24 protein-coding genes are annotated in these 21,389 nt (G+C 67.5%); 17 read left to right on the top strand and 7 right to left on the bottom strand.

Annotated features, from left to right (window positions below):
- The first annotated feature begins 132 nt into the window (after window positions 1–132).
- Window positions 133–1,011 carry a PhzF family phenazine biosynthesis protein gene (locus V7060_RS05890; protein ID WP_334178311.1) on the top strand — a complete coding sequence of 293 codons (879 nt, stop codon included), beginning with the start codon at window positions 133–135 and terminating at the stop codon, window positions 1,009–1,011.
- 152 nt (window positions 1,012–1,163) lie between these two features.
- Here the strand turns inward: V7060_RS05890 and V7060_RS05895 are convergent, their stop codons facing one another.
- The 4 genes from V7060_RS05895 to V7060_RS05910 all read right to left on the bottom strand — a co-directional run bounded on the left by V7060_RS05895 (window position 1,164) and on the right by V7060_RS05910 (window position 4,877).
- Window positions 1,164–2,828, bottom strand: a complete 1,665-nt coding sequence (locus V7060_RS05895) for an amidohydrolase (protein WP_334178312.1) — start codon at window positions 2,826–2,828, stop codon at window positions 1,164–1,166.
- A gap of 139 nt (window positions 2,829–2,967) precedes the next feature.
- Window positions 2,968–3,681 carry a glycine zipper 2TM domain-containing protein gene (locus V7060_RS05900; protein ID WP_334178313.1) on the bottom strand — a complete coding sequence of 238 codons (714 nt, stop codon included), beginning with the start codon at window positions 3,679–3,681 and terminating at the stop codon, window positions 2,968–2,970.
- 69 nt (window positions 3,682–3,750) lie between these two features.
- Window positions 3,751–4,446, bottom strand: coding sequence for an alpha/beta fold hydrolase (locus V7060_RS05905; RefSeq protein ID WP_334178314.1), 696 nt, complete (start codon window positions 4,444–4,446; stop codon window positions 3,751–3,753).
- Entirely contained in the window at window positions 4,443–4,877 is a 435-nt protein-coding gene (locus V7060_RS05910; protein ID WP_334178315.1) for an OsmC family protein, read from the bottom strand. The genes V7060_RS05905 and V7060_RS05910 overlap by 4 nt, the downstream gene beginning before the upstream one ends.
- Before the next feature lie 206 nt (window positions 4,878–5,083).
- Here V7060_RS05910 and fusA point away from each other — a divergent pair, with 206 nt between their 5' ends.
- The 8 genes from fusA (at window position 5,084) to V7060_RS05950 (ending at window position 11,057) form a co-directional block, all read left to right on the top strand.
- Entirely contained in the window at window positions 5,084–7,129 is a 2,046-nt protein-coding gene (fusA, locus tag V7060_RS05915; RefSeq protein ID WP_334178316.1) for an elongation factor G, read from the top strand.
- 251 nt (window positions 7,130–7,380) lie between these two features.
- On the top strand, window positions 7,381–7,779 hold the full coding sequence (locus V7060_RS05920) for an HU family DNA-binding protein (protein ID WP_062351169.1): 399 nt from the start codon (window positions 7,381–7,383) through the stop codon (window positions 7,777–7,779).
- Between the two features lie 135 nt (window positions 7,780–7,914).
- Entirely contained in the window at window positions 7,915–8,544 is a 630-nt protein-coding gene (locus tag V7060_RS05925) for a tellurite resistance TerB family protein (RefSeq protein WP_334178317.1), read from the top strand.
- Between the two features lie 8 nt (window positions 8,545–8,552).
- Window positions 8,553–9,110 (top strand): M23 family metallopeptidase, encoded by a 558-nt coding sequence (locus V7060_RS05930; protein WP_334178318.1) that lies wholly within the window; start codon window positions 8,553–8,555, stop codon window positions 9,108–9,110.
- 112 nt (window positions 9,111–9,222) lie between these two features.
- Window positions 9,223–9,534: a DUF3861 domain-containing protein gene (locus tag V7060_RS05935; protein ID WP_334178319.1), complete on the top strand. Its 312-nt coding sequence runs from the start codon at window positions 9,223–9,225 to the stop codon at window positions 9,532–9,534.
- Window positions 9,535–9,565: 31 nt separating this feature from the next.
- Window positions 9,566–9,865: a helix-hairpin-helix domain-containing protein gene (locus V7060_RS05940; RefSeq protein WP_334178320.1), complete on the top strand. Its 300-nt coding sequence runs from the start codon at window positions 9,566–9,568 to the stop codon at window positions 9,863–9,865.
- A gap of 53 nt (window positions 9,866–9,918) precedes the next feature.
- Entirely contained in the window at window positions 9,919–10,488 is a 570-nt protein-coding gene (locus V7060_RS05945) for a DUF1439 domain-containing protein (RefSeq protein ID WP_334178321.1), read from the top strand.
- A gap of 11 nt (window positions 10,489–10,499) precedes the next feature.
- Complete coding sequence (locus V7060_RS05950; protein WP_334178322.1) at window positions 10,500–11,057, top strand: hypothetical protein; 558 nt, start codon at window positions 10,500–10,502, stop codon at window positions 11,055–11,057.
- 10 nt (window positions 11,058–11,067) lie between these two features.
- On the opposite strand, the gene V7060_RS05955 is transcribed toward V7060_RS05950, so the two are convergent.
- Both V7060_RS05955 and V7060_RS05960 read right to left on the bottom strand, forming a co-directional pair.
- Window positions 11,068–13,275 carry a DUF5916 domain-containing protein gene (locus V7060_RS05955; protein WP_334178323.1) on the bottom strand — a complete coding sequence of 736 codons (2,208 nt, stop codon included), beginning with the start codon at window positions 13,273–13,275 and terminating at the stop codon, window positions 11,068–11,070.
- 126 nt (window positions 13,276–13,401) lie between these two features.
- A complete protein-coding gene (locus V7060_RS05960) occupies window positions 13,402–13,875 on the bottom strand; it encodes an SET domain-containing protein (protein ID WP_334178324.1) in 474 nt (157 codons plus the stop codon).
- A gap of 149 nt (window positions 13,876–14,024) precedes the next feature.
- On the opposite strand from V7060_RS05960, the gene V7060_RS05965 reads away from it, so the two are divergent.
- Window positions 14,025–14,558: a cytochrome C gene (locus V7060_RS05965; protein ID WP_334178325.1), complete on the top strand. Its 534-nt coding sequence runs from the start codon at window positions 14,025–14,027 to the stop codon at window positions 14,556–14,558.
- A 15-nt stretch (window positions 14,559–14,573) separates the two neighbouring features.
- Here the strand turns inward: V7060_RS05965 and V7060_RS05970 are convergent, their stop codons facing one another.
- Entirely contained in the window at window positions 14,574–14,777 is a 204-nt protein-coding gene (locus V7060_RS05970; protein WP_334178326.1) for a hypothetical protein, read from the bottom strand.
- Between the two features lie 211 nt (window positions 14,778–14,988).
- On the opposite strand from V7060_RS05970, the gene V7060_RS05975 reads away from it, so the two are divergent.
- The 7 genes from V7060_RS05975 to V7060_RS06005 all read left to right on the top strand — a co-directional run bounded on the left by V7060_RS05975 (window position 14,989) and on the right by V7060_RS06005 (window position 21,374).
- Entirely contained in the window at window positions 14,989–15,447 is a 459-nt protein-coding gene (locus V7060_RS05975) for an SUF system Fe-S cluster assembly regulator (RefSeq protein ID WP_334178327.1), read from the top strand.
- A 15-nt stretch (window positions 15,448–15,462) separates the two neighbouring features.
- A complete protein-coding gene (gene sufB / locus V7060_RS05980) occupies window positions 15,463–16,902 on the top strand; it encodes a Fe-S cluster assembly protein SufB (RefSeq protein ID WP_334178328.1) in 1,440 nt (479 codons plus the stop codon).
- A 133-nt stretch (window positions 16,903–17,035) separates the two neighbouring features.
- Window positions 17,036–17,800 carry a Fe-S cluster assembly ATPase SufC gene (sufC, locus tag V7060_RS05985; RefSeq protein WP_334178329.1) on the top strand — a complete coding sequence of 255 codons (765 nt, stop codon included), beginning with the start codon at window positions 17,036–17,038 and terminating at the stop codon, window positions 17,798–17,800.
- A gap of 151 nt (window positions 17,801–17,951) precedes the next feature.
- On the top strand, window positions 17,952–19,214 hold the full coding sequence (sufD, locus tag V7060_RS05990) for a Fe-S cluster assembly protein SufD (RefSeq protein ID WP_334178330.1): 1,263 nt from the start codon (window positions 17,952–17,954) through the stop codon (window positions 19,212–19,214).
- Window positions 19,211–20,464 (top strand): cysteine desulfurase, encoded by a 1,254-nt coding sequence (locus tag V7060_RS05995; RefSeq protein WP_334178331.1) that lies wholly within the window; start codon window positions 19,211–19,213, stop codon window positions 20,462–20,464. Before sufD ends, V7060_RS05995 begins: the two co-directional genes overlap by 4 nt.
- 41 nt (window positions 20,465–20,505) lie before the next feature.
- The gene (locus V7060_RS06000) at window positions 20,506–21,045 is read left to right on the top strand and encodes a GNAT family N-acetyltransferase (RefSeq protein ID WP_334178332.1); all 540 of its coding nucleotides are present in this window, start codon (window positions 20,506–20,508) and stop codon (window positions 21,043–21,045) included.
- A complete protein-coding gene (locus tag V7060_RS06005) occupies window positions 21,042–21,374 on the top strand; it encodes a non-heme iron oxygenase ferredoxin subunit (protein ID WP_334178333.1) in 333 nt (110 codons plus the stop codon). The genes V7060_RS06000 and V7060_RS06005 overlap by 4 nt, the downstream gene beginning before the upstream one ends.
- The last annotated feature ends 15 nt before the right edge of the window (window positions 21,375–21,389 follow it).

The following is a 21,389-nucleotide window of genomic DNA, read 5'->3' on the forward strand; positions in this document are numbered from 1 at the left end:
CCGGACACGACCGGACCGTACCGCTTGCAACGAACACCCGACCGTCCTGCCGGAGGAGCGAGGGCCGGCGAGACCCGCCGTCACCGGTCCACGACTTGGTAAGCTGCGCGGCCCCCACGCAACAACATCCCCATGACCCTCCGCCGCTACGTCCAGCTGGACGTCTTCGCCGATCGCCCCGGCGCCGGCAACCCGTTGGCCGTCGTGCTCGATGCCGCCGGCCTGGATGACGCCGCCATGCAGGCCATCGCCCGCTGGACGCGCCTGCCGGAAACCACCTTCGTGTTCGCCCCCACGCAGCCGGGCGCGAGCTATGCCGTGCGCATGTTCAGTCCACGCCGCGAAGTGCCGTTCGCCGGACATCCGAGCGTCGGCACGGCGCATGTCGTGCTCGGTGCCGGTCTCGCCACGCCGGTCGACGACCTGCTGATGCAGGAAGGCGCGGTTGGCGTACTGCCGCTGCGCGTGGAGGGCGAAGGCATCGACCGCACCATCGCCGTTCGCACGCCACGCGCCCACGTGGTGAAGATCGGCGATCCGGCCGAAGACAACGTGTTGCGCGCCGCCCTCGCCTGCCTGCCGGCCGGTGAATTGCCGACCGCGCTGATGGATGGCGGTCGCCGCTGGTGGCTGGCCGAGGTACGCGACGAAGCCGCCCTGCGTGGCGCCACACCGGACTGGGACGCCATCAGCGCGCTCGCCAAGGCCACCGACAGCATGGGCGTGTGCGCCTACGCACGCACGCCGGGCCAGGAGTACGACCTGGCGGTACGCGCTTTCGTGGGTGCACCTGCTGCCTTCGAGGATGCCGCGTCCGGCGCCGCCAACGCCACGCTGGCCGCCTGGCTGGCCTCGCGCGACGCGCTGCCCGGTCGCGACGGCCGCTATATCGTCAGCCAGGGCCGCGAAGTCGGCTACGACGCACGCCTTCAACTGCGCGTGGACGATGCGGGCGACGTCTGGTCTGGCGGCCATGTGCGCACCATCGTGACCGGTGAGATCGACTGGTAGCGGCATCCGGTTTTTTGTAGGAGCGACGTAAGTCGCGACCGCGGACCCTCTCTGCTGCAGACTCATGGGACAAGCGCATGCAGTTCAGCCCTGTCCCGGATGCGTTCGACTGCACGGTCGCGACTTACGTCGCTCCTACAGAAGCCAGAGATCTACTTCGCCTGGTAGACCGGCTCGCCGTCCACCCAGGTCGAGCGGACATGCAGGTCATCGAGCTGTTCGCCGGGAATCGCCAGCGGATCCTCGTCGAGGATGACGAAATCCGCGCGCAGACCAGGCGCGAGCCGGCCCACCGCTTTCTCGTCGTGCCCTGCCCATGCGGCATCCGCGGTGAATCCGCGCAATGCCTCGGCAGCGCTCAGCCGCTGGTCCGGCATCCACCCGCCGTCGGGGTGATCCTTGCCGTCCTGCCTTGTCACCGCTGCATGCAGCCCGCGACGCGGATCGACCGATTCCACCGGAAAATCCGAGCCGAGTGCCAGCTTCACGCCACTGGCCTGCAAACGCTGCCAGGCGTAGGCGCCGGTGATGCGCACCGGTCCAAGCCGGTCTTGCGCCCATGGCATGTCCGAGGTCGCATGCGTCGGCTGCATCGAGGCGATCACGCCAAGCGCGGCGAAGCGCGGGAACTCTTCAGGCGCCACCACCTGCGCGTGTTCGATGCGCCAGCGGTGGTCGGTCTTCGCGGTATCGCCCAGCACGCGCTGATACGCATCCATCACCAGACGGTTGCCGCGGTCGCCGATCGCATGCGTCGCCACCTGTACCTTGCAGTCGCGCGCCTTGCGCATGGCGGCCTCCAGCGCCGTCGGCTCGGTCACCAGCAGGCCACGGTTGCCGGGATCGTCGCTGTAGTCCTCCAGCAGCGCGGCACCGCGACTACCCAGCGCGCCGTCGGCATAAAGTTTGACACCGCGCATCTGCAGGCGGCCGCCAGCATGGCGGTACGGCCCCTGCGCGCACAGGTCGGCCAGCGCGGCGCCATCGCCGTCGGCATAGGCGTCGATGCGCAGCGGCAGGCGATCTTCGTCGGCGAACTGCTTCATCAGTGCCAGGTCCTCGCGCGACACGCCCATGTCGTGCACGCCGGTCAGGCCGTTGCGCACGGCGGCCTGCGTCGCCTTCTCCAGCGCCTGCCGACGGTAGGTCGCATCGGGCGCCGGTACCACGGCGTTGACCAGCGACATCGCCGCGTCGACGAATACACCGCTCGGCCTGCCATCGACGCGCTCGATGCGTCCACCTTCCGGCTGCCAGTCGCCATCCAGTGGGCGTGTGGCCTTCGCCGTCACCGCACGCAGGGCCGCGCTGTTGGCCCAGCCGGCATGGCCGTCGACGCGCTCGAGCCAGACGGGACGATCGGGGAACGCAGCGTCGAGATCGGCAGCGGTCGGGAAGGTCTTTTCCGGCCAGTCGTTCTGGTCCCAGCCGCCGCCCAGCAACCAGGCGTCCGGCGGCAGTTGCTTCTCGAAGGCGCGCAGGCGCGCGATCACGTCGGCCTTGTCCTGCGCATCCACCAGGTCCGCACGCATCAGCGCGTAGCCCAGGCCCATGACGTGGCCGTGCGCATCGATCAGGCCGGGAATCACCGTCTTGCCGGCGGCGTCGATACGTGTCGCATCCGGATAGCGTGCCTGCAATTCGCCGGCGCTACCGACCGCGAGAATGCGCCCCTGCGCATCCCACGCCATCGCGTCCGCCACCGGTCGTGCGGGATCGGAGGTATGCACGCGTGCCGCCGTGATCACCTGCACCTGCGCCTGCACGGCACCCGCACACACCAGCAACCCGCCCATTCCCCAAGCCAGACGCCGCATGCCGCACTCCTGCGTTGATCCAGCGCAGGACTATGCGCGGTGGCGCGCATGACGGCAACGCCCACAAAAAAGGGGCCTTGCGGCCCCTCGTCGCGGCACTTCCCCGGCTACCGCCCAGGGCTCCCGCCAAACGCGGACCTCATTCGGGACGTACGTCCACGCGCACGCGCATGCGGTCGCCGGGGTGATGGTCGGTGCGGGTACGGTAGGTGCGGCCACCGTATTCATAGGTCACGTCATAGCCGGAGACGCGCCCGTCGCCGTAATAGTCGTCACCATACCGACCATCGTTCACCGGCACCGGATCACAGACGCGCACCCGGCCACGCTGCACCTGGCGGTTGCGCTGGGAGTTGTCGTAGACCGACCGCCCCGCCATGCCGCCGACCATCGAGCCGACCGCGGTACCGACATAACGGCCACTGCCGTCGCCGACCTTGCTGCCGAGCACCGCACCGGCAATGCCGCCGATCACCGTCGCCACCGTGCGGCCGGCTTCCGTGCCGCCATTGGACACGCGGCGCTCGCCGTAGCGGTCCTGCCCGTAGGCACCGCGATAGTCGCCATTGTCGTACACGTCGCCGTAGCCGCGATTGCCGTAGGCGTCCTCGCGATAACCGTCGCGGGCATAGACATCGTCTGCATCGCGGTAGTAGCACTGCTGCGACGTCGTGCTTCGCATATCGCGATAGCCGCCATCGATGACGGGATCCACGCGCACCACGCGCGCATAGTCGTAATAGGGTTCGTCGCCGTACCGGTCGGACGTGCCGTAGTGCCGCGAGGACTGCGCGGATGCCACGCCGGTAACCAGCAGGCCCACGGCCACCACGGCGGCGGAAAGACGCTTCATGTCGGGTACTCCCCACGCCGGAGTGGCGTGGGCGCATGCTCGGCCCCGCCGGGTGAAATCGGGCTGAACTCAGTCCGCAGGCCCGGCACGGTTTAGCCATTCGACAGCTTGTGCGGCGATGCCGGACGCATGCAGGTCCAGCAACGGCCCGACGTGGGACGGAGAAACCGTTTGCAGCACATCGGAGTCCCAGGCGGCCGACATCGCCACTGGAACCGCCGACGGGATGTCGTCATCCGCCCGGGACAGCACGAACAGCACCGGACACGCCGGGCGTGCGGCATCGGTACCGGCGTACGCATGGCGCAGCACGGCACCGGATTCATCGCGCCAGTGGCGGAAGGCGAACAAGGCCGTCGCTTCGTCGGTATCCGGCAGTGCGCGGCGTGTGCCATCGAGGCGCGCATGCCGCTGCCAGCGCACGATGTCCGGCCAGGCACGCGGCACGAGCGACGAATGCCAGGGCGCGGGCGGCAGCGGATTCACCAGCACCACCGCATCGGCCGCGTCCGCGACATGGAGCGCCAGAAGCCCGCCCAGGCTGGCACCGACCACCACGCGCGGTCGCGGCAACGCGAGCAGCGCCTCGCGAGCTTGCCGTACATAATCATCGAAAACGGTGGACGCGAGTCCCGCGGCCACCGGTTGCAGATCGGGCGCGACAGCCGCGATACCGGCCGCCTCGAATACGCCCCGCCACACATTCCATTCCCAGCCGCCGCCACCGGCGCCATGCACCAGCAGCGCGGCCCGGATTCCCGTCAAAGCAGCGTTGCCTCCAGCGATACCGGCACCGACAGCGCGCGCGAAATCACGCAACCCGCCTTGGCCTGCTGGGCGATCTCCTCGAACTGCGCCGCGCTGATGCCCGGCACGCTGGCCGACACGGTCAGCTTGATCGCGGTGACCGTCGGTCCCGGATCCATCCCCGGCTCCATCGTCGCCTCGGCGCGCGTCTGCAGCCTGTCCGCGGTGAAGCCGGCCTTGCCCAGCACCGCCGACAGCGCCATGGTGAAGCAGCCGGCATGCGCCGCCGCCAGCAGTTCTTCCGGGTTGGTGCCCTTCTCGTCGCCGAAGCGTGTCTTGAAGGAATAGTTCTGTCCTTCGAACAGGCCGCTCTGCGGCGTGCTCAAGGTGCCTTTGCCGGACTGCAGATCGCCGCTCCACACCGCATCCGCATAACGCTTCAAAGCCATGGTCGTGCTCCATCGGGTCAAGGGATGCGCAGGGTACACCCGCGGATGTTCACGGCATGTACCGCAGTGCGGCTTGACCCCGCCCGGACGCATGCCGATGCTGGCCGTCCGCCATGACCGCCCGCCGAGCGCCACGCTCACGGGATGCGCTCAGCCCGGACAGCCATGACGGCCCTTCGACCCCAACCCTCGGGAGGAACGGCCTCATGTCGTACAGCACACAACAGATCCGCAACGTGGCCCTGGCGGGCCACCCCGGCGCCGGCAAAACAACCTTGTTCGAAGCCCTGCTGCATGCCGGCGGCGCCCTCCAGGTGGCAGGCACCATCGAGCGCGGCACCACCGTGTCGGACCACGATCCGATCGAAAAGACCCGCGGCCATTCCATCGACACCGCCATCGCCAGCACCGATCACGGCGGCATGCACGTCAACCTGATCGACACGCCCGGCTATCCGGAATTCCGCGGCCCCGCGCTGTCGGCGTTCTCCGCCGTGGAAACCGCACTGATCGTCGTCGATGCCGACACCGGCGTGGCCCATGGCACGCGCCGCCTGATGGAGCGTGCCCGCGAACGCGGCCTGTGCCGCGCCATCGTCATCAACAAGATCGACAACGAAAGCGCCGATGCGGCCGGCGTGCTGGCGGCGCTGCGCGAGGAATTCGGCGCGGAAGTGCTGCCGCTCAACCTGCCCGCACAGGGCGGCAAGGCCGTGATCGACTGCTTCTGGCAATCGACCGGCGACTCGGATCTCGGGGCGGTCGCGGACTGGCACCAGAAGATCATCGACCAGGTGGTCGAGGTCAACGAGACCGCGATGGCGCACTACCTGGACCTCGGCGAAGGCGGCCTGTCCGGCGACGAGTTGCACGATGCGTTCGAGCAGTGCCTGCGCGAAGGACATCTGGTGCCGGTGTGCTTCGCCTCCGCGCGCACCGGCGTCGGCGTGAAGGAACTGCTGGACGTGGCCGAGCGCCTGTTCCCGAATCCCGCCGAAGCGAATCCGCCGCCCTTCGTGAAGTCCAACGGCAGCGGTACGCAACCGATCGAGGCCGTTCCCGACCCGCGCGCGCACGTCATCGCCGACGTCTTCAAGATCGTCAACGACCCCTTCGTCGGCAAGCTCGGCATCTTCCGCGTCTACCAGGGCACGCTGAAGAAGGACACGCAACTGTTCGTCGACGACGGCAAGAAGCCGTTCAAGGTCGGCCACCTGTTCAAACTCAAGGGCAAGGACCATGTGGAGGTCGACCAGGCCATCCCCGGCGACATCGCCGCCGTGGCCAAGGTCGACGACCTGCACTTCGATGCGGTGCTGCACGACAGCCACGACGAGGACCATATCCACCTGGCGCCGGTGTCCTTCCCGAAACCGATGTTCGGGCTGGCGATCGAGGCCGCCAGCAAGGGGCAGGAGCAGAAGCTGTCCATCGCCCTGCAGAAGCTGGCCGAAGAGGATCCTGCCTTCGTCGTCGAACACCAGCCCGAGCTGAACGAAACCGTCATCCGCGGGCTGTCCGACCTGCACCTGCGGGTGATGCTGGAGCGGCTGAAGGAACGGCATGGGGTGGAAGTGAAGACGCGACCGCCGCGCATCGCCTACCGCGAGACCATCGGCGCCAGGGCGGAGGGCCACCATCGCCACAAGAAGCAGACCGGCGGCGCGGGACAGTTCGGTGAAGTGTCCCTGCGCATCGAACCGCTGCCGCGCGGCAGTGGGTTCGAATTCGTCGACGAAGTGAAGGGCGGCACCATTCCGGGCCAGTTCCTGCCGGCGGTGGAGAAAGGCGTGCGGCAGGTGCTGGGGAGCGGCGCGGTGGCCGGCTATCCGTTGCAGGACATCCGGGTGGTCGTCCACGACGGCAAGCACCATGCGGTGGACAGCAAGGAAGTCGCCTTCGTCGCTGCCGGCAAGAAAGCCTTCCTCGACGCCATCGCCAAGGCGCGGCCGCAGGTGCTGGAGCCGGTGGTCGACCTGGAAGTCACGGTGCCCGAAACGCAGGTGGGCGACATCACCGGCAGCCTGGCCGGCAAGCGCGCACGCATCAACGGCACCGATGCCGCGCGCGGCGAGATCGTGGTGAAGGCGCAGGTGCCGCTGGCGGAGCTGGAAGGCTACGCGGCGGAACTGAAGTCGATGACCGCCGGCCAGGGCCGCTACCGCCTGGATTTCAGCCACTACGAACCCGTGCCGCCCGGCGTGCAGCAGAAACTGGTGGAGGCGTACAAGCCGCGGCACGAGGACGATTGAGCGTCGCAGGGGTGCGGCATCCGGTCGCGGCCGACCGTGGCGGATACCGCTTGCCGCACGTGCACGCGAGGTGATTTCGTCATGCCGACAGGCGATTTCCGACGCGCGGCGACGGAAAAACGGGAAAAAAGCGAAAAAAAAGGCATTTCAGGGGCTTCCTGCTCTTGGCGCCGCCAGTTCTTTGCCCTACATTTCGCTTGCCGATGCGATCGGCCCGATTACCCAACCACTCGACAGTAGAGACAGGACACATGGCAAAGAGCACCAAGAAGGCCGCGCCGAAGAAGGCCGCCAAGAAAGCTGCACCGAAGGCCGCCGCCAAGCCGGCCGCGCCGAAGCCGATCAAGGAAGCGCTGAGCAAGTCGGGCCTCGTCGCCCACATCGCCGAAGCCACCGCCGTTGCCGCCAAGGACGTCCGCGCCGTGCTGGCCTCGCTGGAAAGCGCCGTGCACGCCTCCGTCAACAAGAAGGGCGCTGGCGCCTTCACGCTGCCGGGCCTGCTGAAGATCACGGCCGTCAATGTGCCGGCCAAGCCGAAGCGCAAGGGCATCAACCCGTTCACCAAGGAAGAGCAGTGGTTCGCCGCCAAGCCGGCCACGGTGAAGGTCAAGGTCCGTCCGCTGAAGAAGCTGAAGGACGCCGCAGCCTGATCGCTGCGCACCTCGCGTGACCCGAACGGGACGGCCATGCCGTCCCGTTTTTTTTGGCGTGCCATCGGTCACTATTGCGAACCGCCAGGCGCGCCCGCAGATAGTCCTTCATCCCCTACGCAAGGTGCGCCACGCATGAAGATCCAGGGCTTCCTCGACCATCTGCTGAAATCCTCCAGCGGCACCGGCAGTGTGCTCAATGCCGATTTCGGCAAGGGCGCGATCAGCGGTGGCGCGCTCGGCCTGCTGCTGGGCAAGCACAAGACCACGCGCAAGTTGGCCACGTACGGGGGCCTGGCCGCGATCGGCGTGATGGCCTACCGCGCCTATGGCGAGTACAGGCAGCAACAGGGCGGATTCGCCGCCGGCGCCACGCCGCAGACCGTCGACCGCCTGCCGCCGCCGCAGGCCGAGTTGCACAGCCAGGCCATCCTCAAGGCGCTGGTCGCTGCGGCGAAGGCCGACGGCCACATCGATGCACGCGAGCGTGAGGTGATCGAAGGCGAATTCTCCCGCGTCGGCACCGATGCCGACCTGCAGCAGTGGATGCATGCCGAACTGGAGAAGCCACTGGACCCGGCCGAAGTCGCGCGCGCCGGCAGCACGCCCGAGATCGCCTCCGAAATGTACCTGGCCAGCCTGCTGGTGGCCGATGAACAGAACTTCATGGAACGGGCCTACCTGGACGAACTGGCGAAGCAGCTGAAGCTGGACCCCGCGCTGAAAGCACGGCTGGAAAGCCAACTGCCGCAGTCGCAGGCCTGATCCGCGCGATGCGAGCGGCCGCCCTCCGCCTGCGACGCCTGGCGTGGTCGCTGCTGTGGCTGGCGGTACTCGTCGTACTGCTCGCCTGGGCGTGTGGCCAGCCTTTCATGGCGTCCGCACGCATGTTGTGGGATATCTCACGCGCACCACCGCCGCTCGCACTTCCAGTGCCCGTGCAAGGTGTGCGTGCGCGGCAGATCGCGGACACGTTCGGCGCGCCACGCGGCACCGACCGCACGCACCAGGGCGTGGACATCTTCGCCAAGCGCGGCACGCCGGTCGTCAGCGCCACGCGCGGGCTGGTGGTCTCCGTGCGCGAGGGCGGCCTCGGTGGCAGGCAGGTGTGGGTCCTCGGCCCGGGCCGAGAGCGGCATTACTACGCGCACCTCGACGACTGGGCGGCTGCGCTGGCGACCGGGCAGGTGGTGCAGCCAGGCCACGTCCTGGGCTTCGTCGGCACGACCGGCAATGCGCGGGGCACGCCACCGCATCTGCACTACGGAATCTATGGTCGTGATGGCGCCCACGACCCGCTGCCGCTGTTCAAGGCCGGCGCGATCCGCTGACTGAACCGCGGCGACGTTCGACGGAACAGTCCATCGCGGCGACGGACCTCGTCCACTCCATCGCGCGCGCCTATCTTGAGGGCATCCCCCAACCGCTTCCGCGCCTGCCGCCATGCCCAACGACACCCACCGCTACCGCATCACGGTCACGCCGATCGAGCGCGACGGCCTGCCCTGCAGCGGCCGCTGCACCATCGAGTTCGAACACGCCTGTCACGACGACTGGATGCGCATCCTCGAGAACGTCCAGCGCCAGCGCGGGTTCAGCGGCGACGAGCGTGCCGCGCTGGTCATCGGCACCCAGTTGCTGGGCGGGCTGATGGTCGACCATCGCAAGGACACCGACGATGTGTTCGCGCCGTTGCGGCCGCACATGGACACCTTCATGGCGGCACTGAAGGAACGCGGGCGCGCCGCCAGCTGACACCACGATCGAGCTTTCGCAGGCTGGCGCGATGAAAGCACGCCACCCCGACGACGCCCGGGACCTCGAAGACATCCCCAACGTCGGCCCGTCCACCGCCAGCGACCTGCGCGGCATCGGCATCGTCCAGCCGCATCAGCTCGTCGGCCAGGATCCGCATGCGCTCTATCGGCGCGTCAACGCCGCCACCGGCCAGCGCCACGACCCCTGCCTCTGCGATTGCTTCATTGCCGCCGTGCGCTTCATGGAAGGCGGTGGACCGGCGCCATGGTGGCACTGCACCGCAGAGCGCAAGCAGCGCTGGCACGACGATCCGTCGCTCCCCGGTTAGCCGTCGGACAGGCACCGCCCGCTATGGTGCGGCGATCCGTCACGGAGCCTTCCATGCGCACCCGCCGCCGCTTCCTGGTCGTCGCCCTCGCCACCACCGCCACGCTCGCCCTTGCCGGCTGCGAAACGCTCAACACGGTCACCGGCCTGTTCGGCAACCAGATCAACTTCACCCAGCCGCAACTGCAGCGCTACCTCAACCAGAGTTTCCCGCGCGAGTTCGACAAGCTCGGTGGACTGGTGTCCGCCACACTGACCAATCCGCGCCTGAGCATGCCGTCGAACGACGACCGCCTGCGCCTGGACTTCGACATCGGCGTCAGTGCGCTGGGCGCACGCGACGTGAGCCGCGGTCATTTCGCGCTCGCCAGCCGCCTGCGCTACGACCCTGCCACGCGCGGCCTGCACCTGGACAACCCGGAGATCCTGTCGGTCGACGTGCCGGGATCGGGTTCGCTGATGTCCGGCGGCACGCGCCAGCTGGTCAACACGGTGCTGGCCGAGTACGCACGCAGCGAACCGGTCTACCGCATCGACAACGACATCCTGCAACGCCTGCCGGCCAGCAAGCGGATCGGCAGCACGCAGATCGAGAACGGCCGCGTGGTCATCCACCTGCAATGAGGCAATCCCCGATGAAATCCCTGTTCTCCCGACTCGCCCTGCTCGCCCTGGTGTCGCTGCCGCCGATGGCCTTCGCCGATGCCGGCAACGTGCTGCGCTTCAATGCCACCCAGCTGCAAGCCGCGGCCGGCAGCGGCTTCCCGGTGGAACATGCGCTGCTGGAAGGCTTCGCATCGATCACGCTGAGCGATCCGCAGGTGCGCATCCCGGTGCCGGGCGAACGGCTGAACCTGCGGATGAACTACGCCGTGGTGCTGGCCAACGGCGATCGCCTGGAGAACGGCAACGTGGTGGTCAGCAGCGGCCTGCGCTACGACCCCGGCACGCGCGGCCTGCACCTGGTGGACCCGGTGCTGGAACACATCGGGACCGGCGCAGCCGGGCGTGGCCTGCCCGGCGGTTCGCGCGAGGCACTGCAGGACCTGATCCGCGAGTACGCCAACACGCGCCCCCTGTACCGGCTGACCGATGATGACCTGGCGCAGGTGCCGGGTACGCTGGCCGCCGACGCGGTGCGCATCGACGACGGCCAGGTGGTGATCACGCTGCAACCCGCCGTCACTCGCTGAAACCGCCCCGTCAGATCTCGAAGCGGTAGCTCAGCTTGACCACGAGTTGCTCGTCGTCGCGCAGCCGGAAGCTGTCCTGCAGCAGGTCGTCCATGCCGTCGGTGCCGGTGCGCCGCTCGTAACCGCCGCGGGCATAGACCACGTACAGGTAGGACAGCGGTGCGAGTTCGTAGCGGTAGCGCACCTGGAAACCCAGGTTGCGCACGCTGAAGTCTTCCACCGTATCGGACGCGGCCAGCGCATGGCCCAGCGGATCGAAGCGCCACGCATCCTGCACGCGCGCATCGAGGGCGATCGCCTGCATCTTCACCCGCAGTTCGTGGCGGTCCGACATCACCCAGTCCACGCCCGCATCCAGGCTGACCTGCCGGCGCTGGAAGCCGCCCACCAGGTTCTCGCGCTGCCAGACCAGCCAGTCTGGCGTGTACAGCGCGTAGAAGCCGCCGTAGAGACTGAAGGCATCGTTGATGAAGTACGTCCCGGTGTAACCGCCTCCGCCGCCCAGCTTGCGGTTGCCCGCCAGGCCCCCGCTGACGATCTCCATTTCCGTCTCGTGCGCCCAGTCGCCCTGGCGTGGCCGCTCGTACTCGAAATAGGTGTTGAAGTTCGACGGCAGCCTCACCACGCCGTTGCCGCGCAGCAGCGTGTCGGTCAGGCCGGCGCTGTTGACGTTGATCTGCGCGTACTCGTAGCTGCCGTTGCGCAGCTGCCCTTCGCGGCTCACGCGGAACTGGTCGTTGAGCTTGTCGCCGTGGTTGTTGTGGCTGCTGCTGACACGCCAGCGCCAGTCCTTCGACGAATAGCGCGAGTCGTCCGGCAGGCCAGTGAAACGCTTGCGTACTTCCCAGTGCAGGTAGTTGGTGCTGTTGCGCGACAGATAGCCGAAATCGTTGAGCTGCAGGTCGTTGCCGAAGTGCATGGCAATCCACTGCTGGCGCCATCCCCCGTCCATCTCGTAATCGGCCCACACGGTGGCGCCGACATCGTCGACCTCGCCGCCTGCCTGTTCGATGCGGCTGGCGAGCAGGCGCGTGCGCACGTTCCAGCGTGCGGTGGGCCGCCAGTTGTGGTCCACGCCCAGCACGGTGGCGTCGCGGTCGCGCCATGGATCGTCCACGCGGGTCAGCATGGCGCCGAGGTTCTGCTTGTCGAAATCGCGCACCACGCGCAACGCGTGGTAGCGGCGACCGGTGGCGCCATTCTCGTCGGCGGAAAACAGGCCGTAGTTCACCTGGCCCAGGCTGCCGTTCAACTTCACCGCCGCGGTGATGTCGCCGGTGCTGCCGACGCGCCGCGTATACAGCTGCTGGCTGTCGTCCGACGGCGTGGTCAGTTCGAAGATGCCCTGGTTCTCGGTGAAGAAGGGGCGCTTGTCGCTGATGAAGGTCTCGGTGGCGCTGAAGTTGACCACCAGGTCGTCGGCCTCGACCTGACCGAAGTCGGGCTTCACGGTCGCAGTCAGCTGGAAGCGTCCGTTCGGCTTCCAGAACAGGTCGGCGCCGGCATTGAAGTCCCCGCGCCCGCCGACGTTGTCGTACAACCCCGACACATAGGGCGTGATGGCGAGCAGCGACTGGTCGTAGCGTGGCACCGTGACCGGCGCGAAGTCGGAGAGGAAGCGCGGGCGCTCGAAGCTCGCCTGCGGCCACGCCATGCGTTCGCCGGTGGCGCCGATGACGCGCGCCAGGAAGACCTTCAGGGTGCGCTGGCCATCGGTGCCGTCTCGCATCGGCGCGGTATGCCACGGAATCAGCAGTTCCACCGACCAGCCCTGCTCGTCCTCGCTGACGGCGTGGCGCCACTGCCCGTCCCAGTCGTTGCTGAACCGGTTTTCGTTGGTGATGATCTCGTCGGAGATGCCGCCGGTGGAACTGACGGTGAAGGCATAGCCGGTGCGGCCGTCGCCGTCGAAGTCGATGAAGGCGTTGACGCGGTCGACCTGTGCGTCGAAGTCGCGCTGCACCTTCTGCCGCGTGCGCGGCACGCTGGCCGGATGCGTGGCGCGGAAAGCGATGGCCAGACCATCCGGCGTGGCCAGGATCCAGGCCTCGGTCGGCAGCGAGCCTGGTTCGCCGGTCAGCGGCTGGGTCTTGCGGAAGTCGGTGATGTGGCGCGCGTCCTGCCATTCGGCAGGATCGATGCGGCCATCGATCTCGACGGCAAAGGCAGTACACGGCAGGGCCAGCGCGAGCAGGCCGGTGAAACGGGAGAGGGTCATGGCAGGCGGGTGGTGGTCCGGTGCGCGCAAAGTAGCGGCGGAAGGCACGGGCCACACCTGCCTTCGGTCATTTCAACCTTCTGGCTTCCTGTGGCATCCGTGCCTGGAGAACGACGCGCCGGAAGCTCAGCGGCCTTTCTTGGGTTGCAGCATCGTTCCGGTGCACTTCTTGCTGCCGCAACGGCAGGCCCAGATCTTCTTCAGGCGGGCGGTATGCGGCTCGGCCAGCACGATGCCGTAGTTGTAGGTCAGTTCCTCGCCGGGCTTGATCGCGCGGATCGTCTCGATGAACACCTTGTCCTTCTTGCGGTTCTTGCCGTCGTGCTCTTCGATGACGGCTTCGCAGTTCGGATCGCAGCTGTGGTTGATCCAGCGCGCCTTGTTGCCCTTGTGATTCGCGTCGATGACGTAGTCGTCGTTGAGCGTGAACAGGAAGGTATGGCCCGAGTCGGCGTCGCCGGTGTCGTCCTCGTCCACTTCGTCGTGGGTGCGGCGCTTGCCCTTGTATTCCACCACGCGCTCGCCCTTCTCGATCGGGGCGATGGCGAACACGCCGTTGCCGTGGATGTCGGATTGACGGGCTTCGATCTTGCGGGGCATGCGGCATCCAGAGGGGAAGTGGAGGCGGGATTCTCGCCGATGCCAGCGGGATTCCCAAATCCGCGGGCTGCATCGCGGCCCCCGCACGGTGGCCGGTTGCTGCGGGACGGTGCGTTCAAAGCCGCAATCCCCCGTGCAGAGCCTTCGCCATGCAGCCGACGCGTTCCTTGCCGCTCATCGCCTTGACGCTGGTGCTGGCTGCCTGCCAGTCCGAGACCCCTCGCACGGTGGCGCCGCTGCCCGCGCCGACGGCCTCCAACGCCGACCTGCTGGCACGCGGCGAATACCTGATGCGCATCAGCGGCTGCAACGACTGCCACACGCCCGGGTACGGGGAGTCGGGCGGCACCCTGGCCAAGGACGCGTGGCTGACGGGTTCGCCGATGGGCTTCCATGGCCCGTGGGGCACCACGTACGCCAGCAACCTGCGCCTGCGCATGCAACAGCTGACCGAAGCGCAGTGGCTGGAATACAGCGCCACCCTGCGTACGCGACCGATGATGCCGGACTTCGCCGTGCGCGCCATGAGCGAAGACGACCGCCGCGCGATCTACCGCTTCGTGCATGCGCTGGGACCGGCGGGCCAGCCGGCACCCGAGGCGCTGCCACCAGGCAAGACCCCGCCCGCGCCCTACTTCAACATGGTGCTGCCGGCGGTCCCCGAAGCGCCGGTCGCGAAATGAGCGACCGGGCCGGATTCACCACGGGAAACCGCGGCCGTTGAGCATCCAGACCAGACCGAACGCCAGGCCGAACACGGTCCAGAACAGGCCGCCCAGGCCGCGGAACAGCTTGACCGCCAGATAGATGCCGCCCGCCGCCAGCAATACGCGCCACAGGAAGCGTTGGTCGACACCGTGGCCGGCGGAAGTGGATTCGGTGTGCGCGTGGGAGGTGTTCATGGCGAATGCCTTGGGGTCGCTGACCGTCCGGGAGTGGACGCAGCCCATCTTCCGGATCGCGGCGGGGCGGCATCAGTCGCAGCCGTCAGCCATCGCGGGTGACATTCGTCAGCCGCATCGACGCGGCTGAACGGGGAAATCCCCGCGGGTTTGAGCCGGACAGAACAAAAGCGTACAATTTCGGTACGTTTTCCGGACCACCCCCTCCCCGATGCTCCGTGTCACCAAACTCACCGACTACGCCACCGTGGTCCTGACCGTGCTCGCCGCCCGTCCGGGCGAGGTGCTCAGCGCATCCGACCTGGCCGAGCACTCCGGCCTGGAGACGCCCACCGTCAGCAAGGTGCTCAAGCCGCTGGCCCAGGCCGGACTGGTGGAAGGCCTGCGTGGCGTGCACGGCGGCTACCGCCTGAGCCGCGACGCCGCCGAGATCAGCCTGGTGGAGATCGTCGAGGCCATGGAAGGTCCGCTGGCGATGACCGAGTGCAGCCAGAGCGAAAGCCAGTGCGGCATCGCGCAGAAATGCGGTGCGCGCGCCAACTGGCGGCTGATCAACGACGTGGTGTCCGATGCCCTGCGAGGCTTCACGCTGGCGCAGATGATCGCTCCACCCCCCTCTTCCGACGACGTGCGCAGGCGACCCATCGCCGTGCAGGTCGCGACCCGCTGAACCGTAGGCAGCCCGATGGCCACCGAGAACGCTGAAATCCTGGAACAGCTGGGACGTCGCTACGACGCCGGCTTCATCACCGACATCGAATCCGATTCGCTGCCGCCCGGCCTGGACGAGGACGTGGTGCGCGCCCTGTCCGCCAAGAAGGACGAGCCGGAATGGATGACCGAATGGCGCCTGGCGGCCTACCGCCACTGGCTGACCATGCCGGTACCGCACTGGGCCAAGCTGAAGATCGCGCCGATCGACTTCCAGGCCATCAGCTACTACTCCGCGCCGAAGGCCAAGTACGCCTCGCTGGATGAAGTGCCGCAGGAACTGCTGGACACCTACGACAAGCTGGGCGTACCGCTGCACGAGCGCGCCAAGCTGGCCGGCGTGGCGGTAGACGCCGTGTTCGATTCGGTGTCCGTCGGCACGACGTTCCGCAAGGAACTGGCCGAGAAGGGCATCGTGTTCTGCTCGATGAGCGAGGCCGTCAAGGAGCACCCGGAACTGGTCAAGCAGTACCTTGGCAGCGTGGTGCCGGTCGGCGACAACTACTTCGCCGCGCTGAACTCGGCGGTGTTCTCCGACGGCAGCTTCGTGTTCATTCCCAAGGGCGTGCGCTGCCCGATGGAGCTGAGCACCTACTTCCGCATCAACGCCGGCCACACCGGACAGTTCGAGCGCACGCTGATCATCTGCGAAGACAAGGCGTCGGTGTCCTACCTCGAAGGCTGCACCGCGCCGATGCGCGACGAGAACCAGCTGCATGCCGCCGTGGTGGAACTGGTGGCGCTGGAAGATGCCGACATCAAGTACAGCACCGTGCAGAACTGGTACCCCGGCGACGAGGAAGGCCGTGGCGGCATCTACAACTTCGTCACCAAGCGCGCCGAATGCCGTGGCGCCCGCAGCAAGGTGGTGTGGACGCAGGTTGAAACCGGCTCGGCGATCACCTGGAAGTATCCGTCCTGCGTGCTGCTCGGCGACGACTCCGTGGGCGAGTTCCACTCGGTCGCGCTGACCCACCATCGCCAGCAGGCCGATACCGGCACCAAGATGATCCACATCGGCAAGCGCACCAAGTCGAAGATCGTCAGCAAGGGCATCAGCGCCGGCCGTGGCCAGAACACCTATCGCGGCCTGGTGAAGGTGGACCGCAATGCCGATGGCGCGCGCAACCACACGCAGTGCGACAGCCTGCTGATCGGCAAGCAGTGCGGCGCCCACACCTTCCCCTACATCGAGGTGAAGAACCCGACGGCGACGCTGGAGCACGAGGCCACCACCTCGAAGATCAGCGACGACCAGATGTTCTATTGCCGCGCGCGCGGCATCGGCCAGGAAGACGCCGTCAGCATGATCGTCGACGGCTTTTGCAAGCAGGTCTTCCGCGAACTGCCGATGGAATTCGCGGTGGAAGCCAAGAAACTGCTGGAAGTGTCGCTGGAAGGCAGCGTCGGCTGACGAAACCAAACCCCTCCCCCGCCTGCGGGGGAAGGTGCCCGAAGGGCGGATGGGGGCGGACGTACCGTGATGCCCCCACCCCAGCCCTCCCCCGCAAGCGGAGGAGGGAGCAGATCAACGAATCGGAACGAACATGCTGAAGATCGACAACCTCCACGCCAGCGTCGCCGGCAAGGACATCCTGAAAGGCCTCTCGCTGGACGTGAAGCCCGGTGAAGTGCACGCCATCATGGGCCCCAACGGCGCCGGCAAGTCCACGCTGGGCAATATCCTGGCCGGTCGCGAAGGCTACGAAGTCACCGCCGGCAGCGTCGAATTCGATGGCAAGCCGCTGCTGGACCTGGCGCCGGAAGAGCGCGCTGCCGCCGGTGTGTTCCTGGCGTTCCAGTATCCGGTCGAAATTCCCGGCGTGAACAACACCTACTTCCTGCGCGCCGCACTGAATGCCCAGCGCAAGGCGCGTGGCGAGCCGGAACTGGATTCGATGCAGTTCCTCAAACTGGTGCGCGAGAAGCTGGCCGTGCTGCACCTGAAGGACGAGTTGCTGCACCGTGGCGTCAACGAAGGCTTCAGCGGCGGCGAGAAGAAGCGCAACGAGATCTTCCAGCTCGCCGTGCTGGAGCCGAAGCTGGCGATCCTCGACGAAACCGACAGCGGCCTCGACATCGATGCGCTGAAGAACGTCGCCGACGGCGTCAACGCGCTGCGCTCGCCGGAGCGCGCCTTCCTCGTCATCACCCACTACCAGCGTCTGCTGGACTACATCAAGCCCGACGTGGTGCATGTGCTGGCCGGCGGACGCATCGTCGAGAGCGGCGGCCCCGAACTGGCGCTGGAGCTGGAAGAGCACGGCTATGCATGGATCAAGGACCGTGTCGCGCCGGAGCCGGCAGCGTGAGTCCGACCATCGCCCTGCGCGCTTACCGCCGTCATCCCGGCGCAAGCCGGGACCCAGCGACTTTATCGACTGGGTTCCGGATGCACTACGGGCAAAGGCACTGGGTCCCGGCCTGCGCCGGGATGACGCCCATCTTCTTCTCCGTGACAGCATGAACATCTTGCTCGATTCACTGGCTTCCACCTTCCACGGCGATGCCGCACGTCGCACCGTGCTTGATGAAGCGCTGCGTGATGGCCTGCCAGGCCCGCGCACCGAGGCCTGGAAGTACACCTCGCTGCGGCAGCTGGAGCGTCGCAGCTTCGCCGCCGTCGACGCGCTACCGTTATTGGACCCGATGCTGCTGGCGGACATTCCCGCGCCGCGCGCGGTCTTCGTCAACGGCCGCTACTCGGTGGCGCTGTCGCTGACGACCGACCTGCCGGATGGCGTCAGCCTGCAGTTGCTGTCGGAGGCGCTCGCCGAAGGCGGCGATGCGGCGCGCTTCCTGCAGCGCCGTTTCGAGCGCACGGACGAAGTGTTTGCGCGCCTCAACGCTGCTCTGGCGACCGAAGGCGTATTGCTGCGCGCCGAACCGGGCATGCGCAGCGACCGGCCGCTGCATCTGGTGTTCATCGGCACCGGCGATGGCGTGGATCGCGCCTGGCACCTGCGCAACCTGATCGAACTGCGTGCCGGTGCCGCACTGACGGTGGTCGAACACCATCTGGCCATCGACGGCCACGCCCACTTCATCAACGCCCTCAGCCATGTGCACCTGGCCAAGGATGCACGCCTGACGCACGCCCGCATCGAGTCCGACAGCGAACGCGCCACCACGCTGCTGCGTACCGATGCCGTGCTGGCACGCGACAGCGAATACCGTCGCGTGGACCTGGAGCTCGGCGGCGCCCTGTCCCGTCACGAGCTCAACGTCCGGCTTGAAGGCGACAACGCACGCCTGGTGGCCAACGGCGTCTTGCTTGCGCATGGCCGTCGCCATGTCGACACACGGCTCGGCATCGACCACATCGGGCGGGACACCGCCTGTGAGCTGACGTGGCGTGGCCTGGGTGCGGACCGCGGTCGTGCCGTCTTCCACGGTGGCATCCTGATCCGTGAAGGCGCGGACGGTACCGATGCGGCGCTGTCGAACAAGAACCTGCTGCTGTCGGCCAACGCGGAGATCGATACGCAGCCGGTGCTGGAGATCCATGCCGACGAAGTGAAGGCGGCGCACGGCGCCACCGTCGGCCAGCTGGAAACCAATGCGCTGTTCTACCTGCGCTCGCGCGGCCTGCCGCAGGCGGAAGCGCAACAGTTGCTGACCGCCGCGTTCTGCCGCGAACCGCTGTCCGCCATCGAGGACACCGGCCTGCGCGACCTGCTGGTCGCGCGCGTGGACGCCGCGCTCGCGACGCTGGGCGTCGCATGAAGCACGAAGCCGGCGCCTCGGCGGGCGCGGATGCCGCCATCGACTGGAATCGCGTGCGCGCCGACTTCCCGTTGTTGACGCGGCAGGTCAACGGCAAGCCGCTGGTCTATCTGGACAGCGCGAACACGGGGCAGAAACCGGCGTCGGTCATCCAGGCCGTGGATGATTTCTACCGCCTGCACAACGCCAACGTCAGCCGCGCCGTGCACACGCTGGGCACCGAGGCGACCGAGGCGTACGAAGGCGCGCGCAGGCAGCTGGCGCGCTTCCTCAACGTGCGGCCGGACGAACTGGTGCTGTGCAGCGGCACGACCTTCGCGATCAACCTGGTGGCGTATTCGTGGGCGCTGCCGCGGTTGAAGGCTGGCGACACGATCCTCGTGTCGCGCATGGAGCACCACGCCAACATCGTGCCCTGGCAACTGGTCGCGCAGCGCACGGGTGCCACGATCAAGGTCGCCGAGATCCACGAAGACGGCACCCTCGACCTGGATGCGCTGCATGCAGCGATGAGCGGCGACGTGAAGTTGCTGGCCATCACCCATACCTCGAACGTGCTGGGTACGGTGAACCCGGTGCGCGAGATCTGCCGCGAGGCACGCAAGCGCGGCATCGTCACTGTGGTGGATGGCTCGCAGGCCGTGCCGCACCGTACCGTCGACATCGCGGCGATCGGCTGCGACTTTTACGCGCTGACCGGCCACAAGATGTGCGGCCCCACCGGCACCGGCGCGCTGTGGGCGCGCAGGGAACACCTGCAGGCCATGCCGCCTTTCATCGGCGGCGGCGAAATGATCAAGGAAGTCAGCTTCGACGGCACCGTGTTCAACGACGCGCCGCACAAGTTCGAGGCCGGTACGCCGAACATCGCCGGCTTCATCGGCCTGGGCGCCGCCGTGGACTACCTAAGCGCATTGGGCATGGCGAACGTGGAGGCACGCGAAGCCGAACTGCTCGCGCATGCCACCGAAGAACTCGACCGGATCGACGGCCTGCGCGTCTTCGGCCGCGCGCCGGACAAGGCGGCGGTCATCTCGTTCCTGATCGAAGGCGCGCATGCGCACGACCTGGCGACGCTGCTGGACCTGGAAGGTGTCGCCGTCCGTTCCGGCCAGCACTGCGCCCATCCGCTGCTGCAGTTCTACGGCGTGGCAGCGACCCTGCGCGCCTCGTTCGCGTTCTACAACACGCATGAGGAAGTGGAGCGCTTCGTCGCCGCCCTGAAGAAGGCCCGCAGCCTGCTGGCCTGACGCAGCGTCCACGCCAATCCGGTTTTCCGTAAAATCGCGGCATGAGCACACTCGCCTTCCGCGCCGCCACGGCCGACGACATCCCCTCCCTGGTCGAACTGGTGACGTCCGCATACCGCGGCGATGTCAGCAAGCAGGGGTGGACCACCGAAGCCGACATGCTGGACGGCCAGCGTATCGATGCCGACGTCCTCCGTCGCGACATCGACCGTCCCGGCAGCCGCATCCTGCTTATCGAGCGCGATGGCGTGCTGGTCGCGTGCGCCCATGTTGCAGAAGAGGAAGGTGCCGGCTACTTCGGCATGTTCGCGGTCCGGCCCGACCTGCAGGGCGGTGGCGTCGGCAAGGCCGCGTTGACCGAGGCGGAACGCGTCGCCCGGGAAGAATGGCGACTGCCGGCCATGCGGATGACCGTGATCGACATCCGCGACGAACTGATCGCGTTCTACGAGCGTCGCGGCTACGCCCGGACCGGCATCAAGAAGCCGTTCCCCTATGGCGACAAGCGCTACGGCATCCCCAAGCGGGACGACCTGTGTTTCGAAGTGCTGGAAAAATCGCTGTCGGGAGTCTCCCCGTGAGCGGGGCATGGACCTTCGTCTGCGCCACCGGCGAACTGCTGCCCGGTGAAATGAAGACCGTGTTCGATGAAGTCACCGGCACGCCCATCGTCGTCTTCAACCACGACGGCAGCCTGTTTGCGCTGGAAGACAAGTGCAGCCACGAGGATTTCGAGTTGTCCTCGGGCAGCTTCGACGCGGGCGAGGCCAGCATTGAGTGCGTCCTGCATGGCGCCCGTTTCGATGTCCGCGACGGCCGCGCCCTGTGCGCGCCTGCGTATTCGCCCGTGGCGAAGTTTCCGACCAAGCACGAGCACGGCGGGATCTGGACCCGCGATGACCGGGAGTAGGCGGTTCGAGCCGAC

It is taken from the genome of Pseudoxanthomonas sp. (genome assembly GCF_036845285.1).
Classification (GTDB): domain Bacteria; phylum Pseudomonadota; class Gammaproteobacteria; order Xanthomonadales; family Xanthomonadaceae; genus Pseudoxanthomonas_A.